Raw genomic sequence first — 15876 nt, forward strand, 5'->3', positions numbered from 1 at the left:
TAACATCTAAATAATTTTTATGAATATCTATCTTTTTAATGGGACTCTCCATTTAAAAGGATCTTCTGATAAATTATGTTGTATATCTAATAATTTTTTCTTTAAAAAAAGAGATATTCTTTTCTCTTTTGAAAGATTCGGCAAAAAAAAATCATTTTCTTTATAACTAATTGTATTAAAATAATTTATAACTACTGCGGTTCCACAACCAAAAGCTTCTTTTAATTCACCGGTTTGCAATCCCTTTATAATTTCTGAAACACTTAAATTTCTTTCTTCAACAAATAAGCCTTCTTTTTCAGCTATAGAAAGAATGCTTTTACAGGTAACCCCACTCAATATATTATCATTTGCCTTTGGCGTTATAAGTTTATTTTTTAAATAAAAAAAAACGTTCATAGTCCCTGATTCTTCTATCATCGTATGTGTAGAAGAGTCTGTCCATAATATTTGATCAAATCCTTTTTCATTAGCTAATCGAGTAGGATAAAAAGAAGATGCATAATTACCAGCAGCTTTAGTAAATCCAACCCCTCCTGATGCAGAACGACTATATTTTTCTTCTATTTTAACTTTTAAGGGATGTTTGTAATAGGTGTCCGCAGGGGTAGATATAATCATAAACATGTAATCTTTAGAAGGCTTAGCTGATAAAACTCCATTTGTAGCAATTAGAAAAGGACGAATATATAAAGATTGTCCATATTTTTTAGGGATCCAATCCCTATCTATATCTATTAATTTTTTTAATCCATTCATAAAAATATTTTCTGGTATAAGTGGCATTTCCAAACGAGCAGCAGATCTATTCATTCTTTTAAAATTTTCTTCTGGACGAAATAAGAATACTTCTTCATTTTTGTCTTTGTAAGCTTTCATTCCTTCGAAAACAGCTTGTCCGTAATGAAAAACAAGAGATATAGGAGAAAACATTATCTTTCCAAAAGGCTTAATAATAGAATTTTTCCATTTTCCATTCTTGAACTCAGAACAAAACATATGATCTGAATACTGATTTCCAAAATCAATATTGTTGAAATCCATTTTTCTAATTCTAGAATGTAAGGTTTTTTCTATTTTCATAAATAAAAAACATTAGTAAAACATAAATAAAACAAATATATATAAAAACAATTTTTAAAAAAATATTCAATAAAATACTTTATTTTCTAATTATCATGCATTATTTTTAATATTTTTTCTACAATATTTTCAACGGAAGGTTTTGAAAAATAATCTCCATCAGATCCATAGGGTGGGCGATGTTCTTGAGCTGTAATCGTAATAGGTGGACTATCTAAATAATAATATCCATTTTGTTCTTCTAATACTTTCTGTAATATATAAGCAGAAGCTCCTCCTGGTACATCTTCATCTATAATCAACAACCTATTAGTTTTCTGCAAACTTTTAACAATATCTTTCTGTAAATCAAAGGGCAATAAAGATTGAATATCTATTATTTCAGGATCAATGTTAATCTTATATAATTCTTCAGCTGCTTCACTAACCACTCTCCATGTAGATCCATAAGTGACTATAGTAATATCTTTTCCTTTCCTAGTTCTTTCTACTATTCCAATTGGCGTTCTAAATAAACCTAAGTTTTTAGGCAATTTTTCTTTAATTCTGTATCCATTTAGGCATTCAACAACTAAAGCAGGATCATCTCCAGATAATAAAGTATTATAAAATCCAGCAGCTTTTACCATATTTCTAGGAACTAACACGAGAATTCCTCTCAAATAATTGATAATTCCACCCATTGGAGAACCAGAATGCCATATTCCCTCCAAACGATGTCCTCTCGTCCTAATAATAACAGGAGCTTTTTGTCCTCCTTTTGTTCTGTATTGTAAACACGCTAAATCATCACTCATAATTTGCAAAGCATATAAAAGATAATCTATGTATTGAATTTCAACTATAGGACGAAGACCTCTCATAGACAAACCTATTCCTTGTCCAATAATAGTTGATTCACGTATTCCTGTATCAAAAACACGAATTTTACCATATTTTTTTTGCAGACCTTCTAATCCTTGATTGACATCTCCTATCTTTCCTACGTCTTCTCCAAAAATTAAAAGATCAGGATGTAATTCCAACAACTTATCAAAATTTTCTCTTAGTACAATTCTCCCATCTACTTCTTCATAATTATCATGATCATATACAGGAAAAACTTCTGTTAGTTTTACAGAAGATTTTTCAGAAACACTATATAAATGTGAAGAATAATTCTTTTGTTCTTCATTATATTTTTTATTTATCCATTTTATCAAACAATCTTTTGAATAAAATTGGGTCTTTGATAAAAGATATGCTGTTTTTCTAGCAATACGGAATATTGATTTTTTTGTAGGATAATTTTTAGTTGTATCATGTAATTCTCTAATATATCTTTGAATCCATTTTTTTTCCGTACAGTTATCTTGTATTTTGCACAAAAGACTTATTACTTCATTCTTAATTTTTATAATAGGTTCTATAAATGCTTTCCAAGCTTTTTCTTTTTCATTTTTAACATATTCTTTAGCTTCTACATCTATTTTATCTAAAGAATGAACATTAGCTATTTTATAACTATTTTTTGTATCTATTTTAAATCTAAAACTTAAAATCCAGTCTCTAAATTTTTTGATTCCATCATGATTTATTTCCCATTCTATACGTTCTTTCGATTTATATCTTTCATGTGAAGAAGAGGTTGAATGTCCTTGAGGTTGTGTTAAATTGGTAACATGTATGACTACAGGAACATGTTCATAACGAGCTATTTTATCTGCTTTAATATATGTTTTTGTAAGATCTATGTAATTAGATCCATTAACACGAATAATTTCTATTCCTTTCTCTTTTTGATTTCTCTGAAAACCAGACAAGATATCGCTAATATTTCGTTTTGAAAATTGATACTTATTTGGAACAGATATTCCATACTCATCATCCCAAATGGATATGATAATTGGTATTTGTAATACTGAAGCGGCATTCAATGTTTCCCAAAATAATCCTTCAGAAATACTAGCATTCCCAATAGTTCCAAACGCCACCTCATTTCCGTTATGAGAAAATATTTTATGTGTTTCTTTTAAATTTTTTAATTTTTTATAAATCTTAGAAGCTTGAGCTAACCCTAATAATCTAGGCATTTGAGACGCTGTAGAAGAGATATCCGCACTAGAATTTTTTTGTTTAATAAGATTTTTCCAATTTCCATCTTCATTCAAAAAACGTGTTCCAAAATGAGATGTCATCATTCTACCAGACGAAACCGGCTCTGCTTCTAAGTCTGAATGCGCATATAATTGCGAAAAAAAACTTTTTACAGTTAAAACTCCAATAGCCATCATAAACGTTTGATCTCGATAATATCCAGATCTATAATCTCCATTTTTAAAAATTTTTGCCATAGCTAATTGAGGAATTTCTTTTCCGTCTCCAAATATTCCAAATTTTGCTCTTCCATTCAAAACTTCTTTACGACCTAAAATACTAGTTTCACGACTAATTCGTGCTAATTTGTAATCATTTAAAACCATTCTTTGAAATGAATCAAAATCAGTTTCCTCATCATCACAATCACAATGTTTTTTATTGTTGTAATTCATAATCTATTATTTTTTTTGATATGAAAATACAGGAATTTTTATTATATGAATTTCTTTATTTAATTTTAAAATGTTTTTCAATCGATATAGAAATTATGATTGATCATATGTTTGGTAAAATCACTCTTTCTATTATAAAACCAGATGCGGTACAAAAAGGGTATATTATACCTATACTATCTAAAATTGTTGAGGATGGATTTCATATTTTAGCGATAAAAATGACAAAACTTTCTAAAAAATCAGCTAAAAAATTTTATGCAGAGCATAAAAAAAAGTTATTTTTTGATTCTTTAGTAAAATTTATGTCTTCTGGACCAATTGTATCTGTTATGCTAGGAAAAAAAAATGCGGTAAGAGATTTTAGAATTTTAATAGGAGATACAAATCCAGAACATGCAAAAAAAGGAACTATACGAAATTTATATGCTACCTCTTTAGAAAAAAATGCTATACATGGATCTGATAGTAATCAAAATGCTTTTAAAGAATGTTTATTCTATTTTTCTAATAGAGAAATTTTTTTAAAAAAAGATTTGTAAATAAGAACTCATATCAGTATGAAAAAAAGTTTTATAATAGCTATTTACTTTGTTTTTATTTTTGTATTCATAACCATATTATGGATAGCTAATACATACAATCATTTAGTCAAACTTAACGAAAATATTAAAACACAATGGGGTCAATTAGAAAATGTTTATCAACGTAGAGCTGATTTAATTCCAAATTTAGTAAATACAGTCAAAGGATCTGCAAATTTTGAAAAAGATACATTAAATCAAATTATAAATGCCAGAGCAAAAGCTACTTCCATTTCCATAAATAGAAATGATTTGAATCAAAATCAAATAAATAAATTTCAACAAGCTCAAGATCATTTAAATAATTCAATTAGTAGATTGCTCTTAATTGTAGAAAATTATCCTAATCTTAGATCAACACAAAATTTTTACGAATTACAAAATCAATTAGAAGGGACAGAAAACCGTATCAATGTAGAAAGAAATCGTTTTAATGAAAAGGTCAATAGTTTCAATACTTATAGAAATCAGTTTCCAAAAATTATAATTGCAAACTTTTTTTATCAATTTAAAGAAAAAGGATATTTCCAATCTCAAATAGGATCAAATAAGTCTCCAATTATAGATTTTTCTAGCTGATATTTCATGTTTCGTTTAAAAAAAAATAAACATGAAATAATCAAACAAATTAATTTGAAATAAAGATAATTCAAAAAATATCATGAAAAAAATAATACAGTCTATTTCTATTATTTTGATTTATTTTTGTTCAAATTTAATACATGGCCAATTTTCTATTCCTGAAATTCCAAAAAAAATATATCCTGTACAGGATTACGCAGGAGTTTTGTCGAATAAACAAGTAAAAAAATTAAATCAAAAACTTATTTTATATTCTAAAATTACATCAACAGAAATTTTGGTTTCCATTATTCAAGATCTTCATGGTGAAGATCCCAATTTATTAGCCTCTCGATGGGGTGAAAAATGGAAAATTGGGCGATATCATGAAAATAATGGAATAATTATATTATTATCCATTCATGATAGGAAAATATCTATACAAAACGGATACGGAATAGAACCTTATATGACCGATTTTTTAACTATGGAGATTATTGAAAAAATAAAACCTTTTCTAAAAAAGAATTTTTATTATAAAGCTATAGATTATGGGACTCAAGAAATATTTAAAATATTAAAAGATAAATATAAAAAAAACAAAAAGAAAAAAAATTTTTCCATATGGAATTTATTAACCAACATTAGTGTTTTTTTTATTATGTTTTTTTTATTTTATTTTTTTTTGATAAAAAAAACAACAAATTCTTCATTATTAAATACATTAAATACTTTGTTTGTAACAAATTTTTTATTCAAAAATCAAAATTCTGATCAAAATGAAGACAATTTTGATGGATTTGGAGGAGGGGGAAATTTTGGTGGAGGAGGGAGTAGTAGTAGTTGGTAACTTTATCTTATTTTTTTTAAATATTTTAAATATTCCTTAAGTCTAGCAATTTTATTTAATGTATCATTTTCTTTTTTTCTTTCCTTTAAAAGTAAATCTTTCGGAACAGAAGTCACATATTTATTGTTAGATAAATTTTTTCTAATAATGGATAATAAATTATGAAAATATTGAATTTTATTTTCAATTTTAACCACATCCTTTTTCACTACATCTTTGTTATACTGAAAACAATATCCTTTTTGATCTAAGGATAAAAAAAATTGATCCTTATCTAATAAAAAAGGAAAAAACGGGATATTTTCAGGTTTTTTTGAAACAGGAATTATTTTATACAAATTAGCCAACTTTAATATAATAGGATTATATTCTTTTTCTTCTTTTTTTCTTATAGAAAATAAGACAAGACTTTTTTTATAAGAAATATGATTTTGATTTCTAATATTTCGTATTTCAGATATGATTTCTATAGCTTTTCCGAAAGAAACTAAAATATCATAATCATAAGATTTGATTTCAGGCCAAGAAGATATAATGAGAGCTTCTTTCGGTTTTCTTTTTTTAAGAATATTCCAAATTTCTTCCGAAAGAAAAGGCATATATGGATGTAATAATTTCAATATATTTTCAAAAAATTGAATAACATTTAAATATACCATTTCTGGTATACATTTATCCCCATAAATAGGTTTTATAATTTCAAGAAAATATGAGCAAAAATCACACCAAATAAACTTATATAAAACCATCAATGATTCATTCAATTTATATTCTCTAATATATTTTTCAAAAACATTCAAAATATAATAAAAACGATTTTTGAACCACTTAATAGAAAGAAAATAATAATCAGGAATATTATGATTATTTGTTACTTTCCAACCTTGAATTAAACGAAAAGCATTCCATATTTTATTCGCAAAATTTTTTCCTTGTAAACATATTTTTTCATCAAAATGAAAATCTTTTCCCGCATGATTTTTAATCATAAGACCTATACGAACAGCATCTGCGCCATATTTATTAATTAAATCTATAGGATTTGGAGAGTTATTTAATGATTTTGATATTTTATTATTCTTATAATCTCTAACAATTCCAGTAAAATAAACCCTTTTAAAGGGTTTATAATTCTTTAATAAAAAACCAGACATAATCATACGTGCAATCCAAAAAAATAATATATCTGAACCTGTTACTATTTCTTCAGTAGGATAATAATAACAAATTTCATGATTATAAGGATGATAAATTCCATCAAATACAGATAAAGGTAATAACCAAGAAGAAAACCAAGTATCTAAAACATCCGGATCTTGCCATATTTCATTACAATTTAAATGTGTATTCTTACTTTTACATCTTGCTTTTTCTAATGCTTGACTTAAATTATCCGCTACTACAAAATCATTAAGTTTTTTACCATAATAATAGACAGGAATGCGATGCCCCCACCACAATTGTCTAGATATGTTCCAATCACGAATTTGACTCATCCATTTCAAATAAGTTTTACGAAATTTATTGGGATAAAATTTAATATCTCCATTTTTAACAGCTTCTACAGCAGGAATAGATATTTTTTTCATCTTTAAAAACCATTGAAGTGATAGTCTTTGTTCAACTACTGATGAAGTACGTTCAGAAAAACCTATTTTGTGATTATATTTTTCTATATTTTTCAAAACTTCTAACTTATTAAGTTCTTCTATAATTTTTTTTCTTGCTTTAAAACGATCCATTCCTTGATAATGAAGCCCTTTTTCATTTAAAGTTGCATCTTTATTGAAAACGTTGATTATTTCTAATTTATGTTTATCTGCTATATTTTTATCATGGATGTCATGAGCTGGAGTGATTTTTAAACATCCAGTTCCAAAATTGGGGTCTACATATGAATCTTGTATAATTGGAATATATCTATTAATTATTGGAATCTTAACGTATTTTCCTTTCAAATGATCATAACGTTGATCATTTGGATGAAAACAAATAGCTGTATCCCCAAATATAGTTTCTGGACGAGTTGTTGCTACAGTCACATAATTTTCCTCTCCCTTTATTTTATATTTTAAATAATAAAGTTCACCAACATGTTCTTTATAGTGTACTTCTTCATCAGAAAGAGTAGTTTGAGCATCTGGATCCCAATTAACGACATGATACCCCCTATATATATATCCTTCATTATATAAATCGATAAAAACTTTCGTTACAGACTGAGATAATTTTGAACTCATCGTAAATTGAGTACGATTCCAATCACAGGAACATCCCAATTTTTTAATTTGATCAAAAATAATGTTTTTATGTTTTTTAGCCCATTCCATAACATGATACAAAAATTTATCTCTTCCCAAAAAAAATTTAGATAAACCTCTTTTCTTTAAATGATGAACTACTTTCGCTTCTGTAGCAATAGATGCATGATCCGTACCAGGAATCCAACAAGCATTATATCCTTTCATTCTTGCGTATCTAATTAAAACATCCTGTATAGTATTATTAAGCATATGTCCTATATGAAGAGCTCCAGTTACATTGGGAGGAGGCATTACTATAGTATAAGGAATCCTATCATCCGGATAAGACGAAAAATAATTTTCCTTCATCCAATAATGATATATCTTTTTCTCTACAGGTTGAGGATCATATTTAATTGGAATATCCATAGATTTAAAAATATAAAAAAAATTGGAATAATCATGAAAATAATTATAATTGCTGCTGTTTCAAAAAATGGATTCATAGGAAAAAACAATCAATTAATGTGGCATTTACCCAATGATTTAAAACGTTTTAAAAATCTGACTATAGGGGAAATAGTCCTAATGGGGAGAAAAACTTTTGAATCCATTGGAAAAATACTTCCAAAAAGAAAAAATATTATACTAACAAGAAATAAAACAAATTTTTTATACTTAAAAAATAAAAAAAATGTAAATGTTATTTCTTCTATAAAAGAAATAGATAATTTAACGTATAAAAAAATATTTATAATAGGAGGAGAAAAAACATACGTCTCTACAATCGAAAAAGCACATTCTATAGAACTAACATTAGTTCATAAAAAATTTTATGGTGATACTAAATTTCCAAACATTGATCCCAAAAAATGGAAAAAAACATATGAATTTTTTTATGAAAAAGATAAAAATCACTTATTTAACTACAGTTTTATTAGATACGAAAGAAAGAAATAATTCATTCTCTTCTATCTAACTCTTTTTTTATTCGTGCTGCAAGTTCATAACACTCATTAACTACCGCATGATTTAATAAAGCATTTAAATCTTTTTCTGTCATATTTTCTAAATCTTGCTGACTCTTTTCCTTAAAAAAAAGAAAACTAGTATTTTCTATTCCTGTTTCAGAAGTATCATTTTCTTTAGGAAATCCATTCTCAAAATAAATACCAGCTTTATCAAAAATTTCCCTTGTTGTATAAATAGGGGCTTGAAATCTTACTGCTAAAGCTACGGCATCTGATGTCTTTGAATCTATTCTATGTTCTTTTTTTTCTATTTTATTTCCTTCTTCTCCTACTTCTCCTATGATGTGATCTCCTTCGAATAAAATATAAGAAAAAAATATTCCATTTATCAGTTTATATATAACTACCGCTTTTAATCTGATATGAAATTCTTTTGCAAAAGAAAAAAATAAATCATGTGTAAAAGATCTTGATGTATCTCTTTTCCCTAAAGCATAAGCAATAGACTGTGCTTGCATACTTTCTATAATAATAGGAAGTTTTATTCTTCCAGATTCTTCTTCAAGTAACAAAACATATATACCTGATTGTATTTGACTTAAGGATATTCCCCGTATAGCTAATTTAATAAATTGATCCATAGGAGTATATAAATTATATTACAAATAACTACTAATCCAAATATACTAAATTTGGAAGAATGTTTTTATACTTAGTAAGATAAGGAAATTATAAATTCTATGTAATAATTTTTTTTATATATTTAATTAATAATATTAAAAATTTTTATTATGAATACTTCTTTTAAATTTTTGATTCCAACAATTTTCATAGCGTTGGGATTTATTATTTCTTGCAATGATGATGATCTAGCAGGAGAAAAGGTCCCTAACGTAAATCATAATACATCCCCTGCAACTGCAGCCGTCGCTTCACCCCCTCCTATACAACAGCCAAATCCTACCCCAACAACTAAAGAAGAAGAAGAAGAAGAAGAAAAACCAGATTTTGATATAAATGACATAGATCCAGAAGATATATCCAGAAGAAAAAAAAACATAGAAGAGGAAATAAAAAAGTTAGAAGATGAGAGCACAAAACATTTTGATGAATACTATCAATTAGCAGATGTTCAAAAAAGAATTATGGAAGAAATGAAAATAAAAAAAATGATTATGAGGTCTAAACCCGTAGGTTCAGAAGCGCAAGCAATAGCTCAAAAAGATTTTGAAGATCAAAAAAAATTGGCTCAAGACAAATTAGAACTTATTAAAGAAAAAAATAATATTTTGCATAATATTATTAAAGCTTTAACAAAAGCAAGAGAAGAAAAAAAGGATTTACATAAAAAACAAGAATATTTTTTAAAAAAACAAAAAAAAGAAAAAGAACAAAAAGAAAAAGAACATAAAAATAATTAATCAAATATTTTAGACTAACGGAAAAGAAAGGAATCCTTTCTTTTCCGTTTTATTTTCTTTACAAAAAATTAACATTATTATGAAAGAGAAGAGTTTTCGTGAAGTTATAGCAGAAGCTATGAGTGAAGAGATGAGAAGAGATAATACTGTTTATCTTATGGGGGAAGAAGTCGCTCAATATGATGGAGCTTACAAAGCTTCTAAAGGAATGTTAAAAGAATTTGGCTCAAAAAGAGTTATTGATACACCCATATCAGAATTAGGGTTTTCTGGAATAGGCATAGGTTCTGCCATGAACGGATGCAGGCCTATTATTGAATTCATGACTTTTAATTTTTCTTTAGTTGCCATGGACCAAATTATTAATAATGCAGCAAAAATACGTTATATGAGTGGAGGGCAATGGAATATCCCCATTGTTTTTAGAGGTCCGACTGGTTCTGCCGGACAATTAGGGGCTACACATTCTCAATCTTTTGAAAGTTGGTATGCAAGTTGTCCTGGATTAAAAGTAGTCGTTCCATGTAATCCTTATGATGCGAAAGGCCTTTTGAAATCTTCTATTAGAGATAACAATCCAGTAATTTTTATGGAATCTGAACAAATGTATGGAGATAGAATGATGATTCCAGATGAAGAATATATTATTCCCATTGGAAAAGCAGATATAAAAAAAAAAGGAACTGATATCAGTTTAGTATCTTTTGGGAAGATTATGAAAACGGCTTTAAATGTAGCGTATAAATTGGATGAAGAAAATATTAGTGTAGAGGTTGTAGATATTCGAACCATTCGTCCATTGGATTATGAATCCATTCTTTTTTCTGTAAAAAAAACTAATCGTTTAGTAATTTTAGAAGAATCATGGCCTTTTTCATCTATTGCTTCTGAAATTTCATATTTTATACAAAATAAAGCATTTGATTATCTTGATGCTCCTATTAATAGAATATCTTTGCTAGATACTCCTGCTCCTTATGCTTATAATTTAGTAAATAATTGGTTTCCTAACGAAAAAAAAATAATCAATGCTATAAAAAAAACTCTTTATTTAAAAATGTAATGTATAGAATAGAAATAATATCAATAAATGGCTTGAACAATTTTGTAAATATTTTCTGGTTTATCCATGGTATAATAATGAATTACTTCTACACCATAATTTTTTAATTCTTTAGATTGATGAATAGCCCATTCAATTCCAATATGAGGAATATTTTTTTTATCTTTTTCTTTTTCTATTTCTTTTACTAATTCATTAGGGATATTTAAATAAAAACGAGAAGGAAGACCGTTTAATTGCTTTTTAGAAGAAATAGGTTTAATTCCGGGAATGATTGGAACAGAAATCCCCTCGGATCTACATCTTTCAACAAAAGAAAAAAATTTTTTATTATCAAAAAACATTTGAGTTACAATATAATCAGCTCCTGCTTCTATTTTTTTTTTCAGAAAAAATAAATCACTTTCTATATTTGGAGCTTCTAAATGTTTTTCTGGGTATCCTGCTACTCCAATACAGAAATCAAATGATGTAGATTCTTTTTTTTCTACAAAAGTTTTATCAAGATATTTTCCAATATTCAAATTTTGAACTTGTTTCACTAATTCTATTGCATGTTTGTGTCCATCTTTTTGTGCAATAAAACTTTTTTCAGATTTTAATGGATCTCCTCTTAGGACTAAAACATTATCGATCCCCAAAAAATTTAGATCTATTAAAGCATTTTCAGTCATTTGTTTACTAAATCCCCCACAAATTAGATGAGGAACAGCATCTATTCCATATTTATTCATAATTGCAGCACAGATTCCTACTGTTCCTGGACGTCTTGAAATTTTTCTTCTTTGTAAAAGACCATTATCTTTTTCTACATATATAAATTCTTCACGATGATAAGTGACATCAATAAAGGGAGGATTAAATTCTATTAATGGGTCTAAGGTAGAAAAAATATCTTTTATATCACGTCCTCTTAAAGGAGGTAAGATTTCAAAAGAAAATAAACTTTTTTTTGCTCTATCTATATGCTCAGTCACTTTCATAACATAAAATTTCACTTAAATATGATCAAATTCTGTATAAGGAATCAAAGCCTTAGGAATATTAATTTTATTTTCAGTTTGATTATTTTCTAGTAAAGCAGCCATAATTCGGGGTAAAGCCAACGCACTCCCATTAAGAGTATGACAAAATTCTGTATTCCCTGTAATAGTTTTATATTTGAGGCGCAATCTATTAGACTGAAAATCAGTACAATTTGAGATAGAACTTACTTCTAGCCATTTTTTTTGAGCCATAGAATAAACTTCAAAATCATAAGTTATAGAAGAAGAAAAACCCAGATCTGTAGCACTTAATCGAATCAAACGAAAAGGTAAATTTAAAGATCTCAAAATATTTCTCACATGTGAAATCATTTCTTCTAAAAAATAAGAAGAAGTATCTGGTGTAGTAATTTGAATAATTTCTACTTTTTCAAATTGATGTAATCTATTTAATCCTCTAACTTTTGCCCCATATGAACCAGCTTCTCTTCTAAAACAAGATGTGTAAGTAGTTCCTTTAATAGGAAGATCTGAGTATGTAAGCATTGTATCTCTATAACAATTCATAATAGGAATTTCTCCAGTGGGAATTAAATAAAAATTATCTTTTTCTATAAAGTACATTTGATTCTCTTTATCTGGAATTTGTCCCGTAGAAAATCCAGATTTTTCATTAATGAGATAAGGTAAACTATATTCTTTATATGATGCTTGTATATTTCTATCTAAAAAATATTGAATTAAACTCCTTTGCAATTTCGCCCCTTTCCCCATATAAACTGTAAAACCAGAACCACATATTTTTGTTCCTAAATTAGAATCAATCAAATTAAATTTTTTTGATAATTCCCAATGAGGAAGGGGGTTCATAATAGAAGAACAAATTCCTTCTTCCTGAAAAAGAATATCATTCTTTTTGAAATCCTTTTTTACTTTTTCATCAGGAATGTTAGGAACTTGATTCAATTTTTTTTCTAAAATTTGGCAAATTTTTTCTAGTTTGATATTAATATTTTTTCTTTCTTTTTTCAGAAAAGAAGATTTATCTTTTAAAGATTTTATTTGATGATCGTTATTGTTATTAAAACTCAAAATTTTACCTATTTCTCTTGAAATTAAATTTTCTTTTTCTAATATTTTATTTATAATATTTTGAGTTATTTTTTTTTTTTCATCCAAAATTAATATTTCGTTTATTAAATGTGATTTCTTAAAATCACGTTTTTCTAATCCCAATAAAACTTTTTCTTTATTTTTTCGTATAAAATAGGGTTTCAGCATATTAAACTAAATAATATAATGTTTATATATTTGCACAATGCAAATGCATAAACTTTTTTTTAAAAAAAAATTCGATCAATATTTTTTAAAAGATCAAAATATAGCAAAAAAAATTGTAAATCATCTTTCTTTCGAAAATTACAATACAGTAGTAGAGGTCGGCCCTGGATTAGGCATTTTAACTCAATATCTATTGATTAATCCATATCACCATGTTTTTTTTATAGAAATCGATAAACAATTAATTTCTTTTTTAAAAAAAAAATTTTTGATTTCTAATAACAAAATCATTCATAATGATTTTTTGAAATGGAATCCAGAAGAAATAAAATTACATAATTTTGCAATTATTGGTAATTTTCCTTATAAAATTTCTTCACAAATATTATTCCATATATTAAAATATAATCAATATATTCCAGAATGTATTGGAATGTTTCAAAAAGAAGTGGCAAAACGAATTACATCTCACAAAGGAAAAAAAACTTATGGAATTTTATCAGTATTAATTCAAACGTTTTATGATGCAAAATACCTTTTTACTGTAAAAAAAAAGGTATTTTTTCCTGTTCCTAATGTGGAATCTGCAGTAATATCTTTAAAAAGAAAAAATGAAACTATTTATTGCGATAAAAATGTGTTGTTTAAATGTGTTAAAACAGCTTTTAATCAAAGAAGAAAGAAATTAAAAAATTCTTTACAATTATTCAAATATGTTCCAAATTTTAATAAAATACCATTTTTAAACAAAAGAGCAGAAGAATTATCTGTGAAAGAGTTTATTCAATTAACAAGAGAAATAGAAATTAAATTAGGAAATGACTACTCAATTATTGAACGGAAATTTGTTAGCCAAAGAAATAAAAAATGAAATATCCAATATTATAGAGAAAAAAATATTGAATGAAAACAAGAGAATGCCTCATCTTGGAATTATTTTAACAGGAAATAACAGCTCTAGCATAACATATGTTAATAACAAAATTAAAGAATGTAAAAACATTGGAATTCAGTATTCTTTAATACATTTACCTATAAATACTTTAGAAAATAAATTATTAGAAGAAATAAAAAAAATGAATCGAAATCCATATATAGATGGTTTTATTGTGCAATTACCTCTAGAAAAGCACATGAATCAAGATAAAATCATTTTATCTATTGATCCTAAAAAAGATGTAGATGGATTTCATCCTGAAAATTTTGGAAAAATGTCTTTGGGGATGAAAGCATTTTTTCCTGCTACTGCGTTAGGAATCTTAACTGTTTTAGAAAGATATAAAATTCAAATATATGGAAAACATACTGTAGTAATAGGGAGAAGTAGGATAGTGGGAAGACCAATTAGCATACTGATGAGTAGAAAAAATTATTTTGGAAATAGTACGGTTACAATTACTCATAGTAAAACTAAAAATATAGAATTTTACACTAAACAAGCCGACATTATCATAGTAGCTGTAGGTATCCCAAAATTTCTTAAAGGAAAAATGATTAAAAAAGGAGCTGTTGTTATAGATGTAGGAATACATAATCATGAAAATAAAATATTAGGAGATGTTGATTTCTATAGTGTTTATGGAAGGGCTTCTTATTTGACTCCTGTCCCAGGAGGGATAGGACCTATGACTCGTGTGATGTTACTAAAAAACACTTTGATGGCAGCATTAAACAATAGGAAATGAAAGAAATTAGCTATCCGATAAAAGAATTTTTTTATTCCATTCAAGGAGAAGGATATTATTATGGTACAGCTGCATATTTTATTCGTTTTGAAGGATGTAATATAAGATGTAGTTGGTGCGATACTAAAGAAAGTTGGAATATAAAAAAAGAAAACTTTATTACAATTAATCAAATTCTAAATAATATTAATAATAATCATCATCAAATTAAAACTATTGTAATTACTGGAGGAGAACCCACTATGTGGAATTTACATCCTTTAATTAAAAAACTTAAGAAAAAAGGACATCGTATTCATATTGAAACTTCAGGTTCTTATCCTATAAAAGAAAAATATGTAGATTGGATTACAATTTCTCCAAAAAAAATAAAACTTCCTCTGCAAGAAAATTACAAAAAAATCAATGAATTAAAAATTATTATTTCGGATGAAAATGACTTTATCTTTGCAGAAGAACAAGCCTATTATGTTCAAAGTGTAACGAATTGTTTTTTGTTTTTACAGCCAGAATGGAATTCTATTTTTAATGTTCTTCCGAAAATCATTTCTTATGTTAAAAAAAACCCTAAATGGAGAATATCTTTTCAAATGCATAAAATATTAAATGTTCCTTAG

The 15876-nt window shown here is 26.5% G+C and carries 15 protein-coding genes; 9 read left to right on the forward strand and 6 right to left on the reverse strand.

Annotated elements, in window-relative coordinates; genetic code table 11:
* Positions 1 to 27 precede the first annotated feature (27 nt).
* Together H0H54_RS00915 and H0H54_RS00920 are read right to left on the reverse strand one after the other, a co-directional pair.
* Positions 28 to 1083, reverse strand: a complete 1056-nt coding sequence (locus H0H54_RS00915; protein WP_185863409.1) for a branched-chain amino acid aminotransferase — start codon at positions 1081 to 1083, stop codon at positions 28 to 30.
* 86 nt (positions 1084 to 1169) lie between these two features.
* A complete protein-coding gene (locus H0H54_RS00920; RefSeq protein ID WP_185863410.1) occupies positions 1170 to 3614 on the reverse strand; it encodes an alpha-ketoacid dehydrogenase subunit alpha/beta in 2445 nt (814 codons plus the stop codon).
* 95 nt (positions 3615 to 3709) lie between these two features.
* Here H0H54_RS00920 and ndk point away from each other — a divergent pair, with 95 nt between their 5' ends.
* The 3 genes from ndk (at position 3710) to H0H54_RS00935 (ending at position 5609) form a co-directional block, all read left to right on the forward strand.
* Positions 3710 to 4156, forward strand: a complete 447-nt coding sequence (gene ndk / locus H0H54_RS00925) for a nucleoside-diphosphate kinase (RefSeq protein WP_185863524.1) — start codon at positions 3710 to 3712, stop codon at positions 4154 to 4156.
* Between the two features lie 18 nt (positions 4157 to 4174).
* Positions 4175 to 4777 carry a LemA family protein gene (locus tag H0H54_RS00930; protein WP_185863411.1) on the forward strand — a complete coding sequence of 201 codons (603 nt, stop codon included), beginning with the start codon at positions 4175 to 4177 and terminating at the stop codon, positions 4775 to 4777.
* 82 nt (positions 4778 to 4859) lie between these two features.
* Complete coding sequence (locus H0H54_RS00935) at positions 4860 to 5609, forward strand: TPM domain-containing protein (RefSeq protein WP_185863412.1); 750 nt, start codon at positions 4860 to 4862, stop codon at positions 5607 to 5609.
* A gap of 2 nt (positions 5610 to 5611) precedes the next feature.
* Here the strand turns inward: H0H54_RS00935 and H0H54_RS00940 are convergent, their stop codons facing one another.
* Positions 5612 to 8281 carry a valine--tRNA ligase gene (locus tag H0H54_RS00940; protein ID WP_185863413.1) on the reverse strand — a complete coding sequence of 890 codons (2670 nt, stop codon included), beginning with the start codon at positions 8279 to 8281 and terminating at the stop codon, positions 5612 to 5614.
* A gap of 33 nt (positions 8282 to 8314) precedes the next feature.
* Here H0H54_RS00940 and H0H54_RS00945 point away from each other — a divergent pair, with 33 nt between their 5' ends.
* A complete protein-coding gene (locus tag H0H54_RS00945) occupies positions 8315 to 8812 on the forward strand; it encodes a dihydrofolate reductase (protein WP_185863414.1) in 498 nt (165 codons plus the stop codon).
* Between the two features lies 1 nt (position 8813).
* On the opposite strand, the gene H0H54_RS00950 is transcribed toward H0H54_RS00945, so the two are convergent.
* Positions 8814 to 9464 (reverse strand): bifunctional nuclease family protein, encoded by a 651-nt coding sequence (locus tag H0H54_RS00950; RefSeq protein WP_185863415.1) that lies wholly within the window; start codon positions 9462 to 9464, stop codon positions 8814 to 8816.
* 150 nt (positions 9465 to 9614) lie between these two features.
* Between H0H54_RS00950 and H0H54_RS00955 the strand changes: the two genes are divergently transcribed.
* Together H0H54_RS00955 and H0H54_RS00960 are read left to right on the forward strand one after the other, a co-directional pair.
* Positions 9615 to 10244: a hypothetical protein gene (locus tag H0H54_RS00955; protein WP_185863416.1), complete on the forward strand. Its 630-nt coding sequence runs from the start codon at positions 9615 to 9617 to the stop codon at positions 10242 to 10244.
* 79 nt (positions 10245 to 10323) lie between these two features.
* Complete coding sequence (locus H0H54_RS00960) at positions 10324 to 11307, forward strand: pyruvate dehydrogenase complex E1 component subunit beta (RefSeq protein WP_185863417.1); 984 nt, start codon at positions 10324 to 10326, stop codon at positions 11305 to 11307.
* A 20-nt stretch (positions 11308 to 11327) separates the two neighbouring features.
* Here the strand turns inward: H0H54_RS00960 and metF are convergent, their stop codons facing one another.
* The gene (gene metF, locus H0H54_RS00965) at positions 11328 to 12290 is read right to left on the reverse strand and encodes a methylenetetrahydrofolate reductase [NAD(P)H] (protein WP_185863418.1); all 963 of its coding nucleotides are present in this window, start codon (positions 12288 to 12290) and stop codon (positions 11328 to 11330) included.
* 15 nt (positions 12291 to 12305) lie between these two features.
* Entirely contained in the window at positions 12306 to 13574 is a 1269-nt protein-coding gene (gene serS, locus H0H54_RS00970; RefSeq protein WP_185863419.1) for a serine--tRNA ligase, read from the reverse strand.
* 43 nt (positions 13575 to 13617) lie between these two features.
* On the opposite strand from serS, the gene rsmA reads away from it, so the two are divergent.
* The 3 genes from rsmA to H0H54_RS00985 are packed head-to-tail and all read left to right on the forward strand — an operon-like array spanning position 13618 to position 15876.
* A complete protein-coding gene (rsmA, locus tag H0H54_RS00975) occupies positions 13618 to 14445 on the forward strand; it encodes a 16S rRNA (adenine(1518)-N(6)/adenine(1519)-N(6))-dimethyltransferase RsmA (protein ID WP_185863525.1) in 828 nt (275 codons plus the stop codon).
* Positions 14393 to 15259, forward strand: a complete 867-nt coding sequence (locus tag H0H54_RS00980; RefSeq protein ID WP_185863420.1) for a bifunctional 5,10-methylenetetrahydrofolate dehydrogenase/5,10-methenyltetrahydrofolate cyclohydrolase — start codon at positions 14393 to 14395, stop codon at positions 15257 to 15259. The genes rsmA and H0H54_RS00980 overlap by 53 nt, the downstream gene beginning before the upstream one ends.
* A complete protein-coding gene (locus tag H0H54_RS00985) occupies positions 15256 to 15876 on the forward strand; it encodes a 7-carboxy-7-deazaguanine synthase QueE (protein WP_185863421.1) in 621 nt (206 codons plus the stop codon). The genes H0H54_RS00980 and H0H54_RS00985 overlap by 4 nt, the downstream gene beginning before the upstream one ends.

The sequence above is a fragment of the Blattabacterium cuenoti genome, assembly GCF_014251815.1.
GTDB classification, from domain to species: Bacteria; Bacteroidota; Bacteroidia; order Flavobacteriales; family Blattabacteriaceae; genus Blattabacterium; species Blattabacterium cuenoti_E.

Coding starts and splice junctions, on each gene's coding strand:
- rsmA (WP_185863525.1), top strand. CDS start 13,618: ATGCATAAACTTTTTTTTAAAAAAAAATTCGATCAATATTTTTTAAAA.
- H0H54_RS00960 (WP_185863417.1), top strand. CDS start 10,324: ATGAAAGAGAAGAGTTTTCGTGAAGTTATAGCAGAAGCTATGAGTGAA.
- ndk (WP_185863524.1), top strand. CDS start 3,710: ATGATTGATCATATGTTTGGTAAAATCACTCTTTCTATTATAAAACCA.
- H0H54_RS00955 (WP_185863416.1), top strand. CDS start 9,615: ATGAATACTTCTTTTAAATTTTTGATTCCAACAATTTTCATAGCGTTG.
- H0H54_RS00985 (WP_185863421.1), top strand. CDS start 15,256: ATGAAAGAAATTAGCTATCCGATAAAAGAATTTTTTTATTCCATTCAA.
- serS (WP_185863419.1), bottom strand. CDS start 13,574: ATGCTGAAACCCTATTTTATACGAAAAAATAAAGAAAAAGTTTTATTG.
- H0H54_RS00915 (WP_185863409.1), bottom strand. CDS start 1,083: ATGAAAATAGAAAAAACCTTACATTCTAGAATTAGAAAAATGGATTTC.
- metF (WP_185863418.1), bottom strand. CDS start 12,290: ATGAAAGTGACTGAGCATATAGATAGAGCAAAAAAAAGTTTATTTTCT.
- H0H54_RS00930 (WP_185863411.1), top strand. CDS start 4,175: ATGAAAAAAAGTTTTATAATAGCTATTTACTTTGTTTTTATTTTTGTA.
- H0H54_RS00940 (WP_185863413.1), bottom strand. CDS start 8,281: ATGGATATTCCAATTAAATATGATCCTCAACCTGTAGAGAAAAAGATA.
- H0H54_RS00945 (WP_185863414.1), top strand. CDS start 8,315: ATGAAAATAATTATAATTGCTGCTGTTTCAAAAAATGGATTCATAGGA.
- H0H54_RS00980 (WP_185863420.1), top strand. CDS start 14,393: ATGACTACTCAATTATTGAACGGAAATTTGTTAGCCAAAGAAATAAAA.
- H0H54_RS00920 (WP_185863410.1), bottom strand. CDS start 3,614: ATGAATTACAACAATAAAAAACATTGTGATTGTGATGATGAGGAAACT.
- H0H54_RS00935 (WP_185863412.1), top strand. CDS start 4,860: ATGAAAAAAATAATACAGTCTATTTCTATTATTTTGATTTATTTTTGT.
- H0H54_RS00950 (WP_185863415.1), bottom strand. CDS start 9,464: ATGGATCAATTTATTAAATTAGCTATACGGGGAATATCCTTAAGTCAA.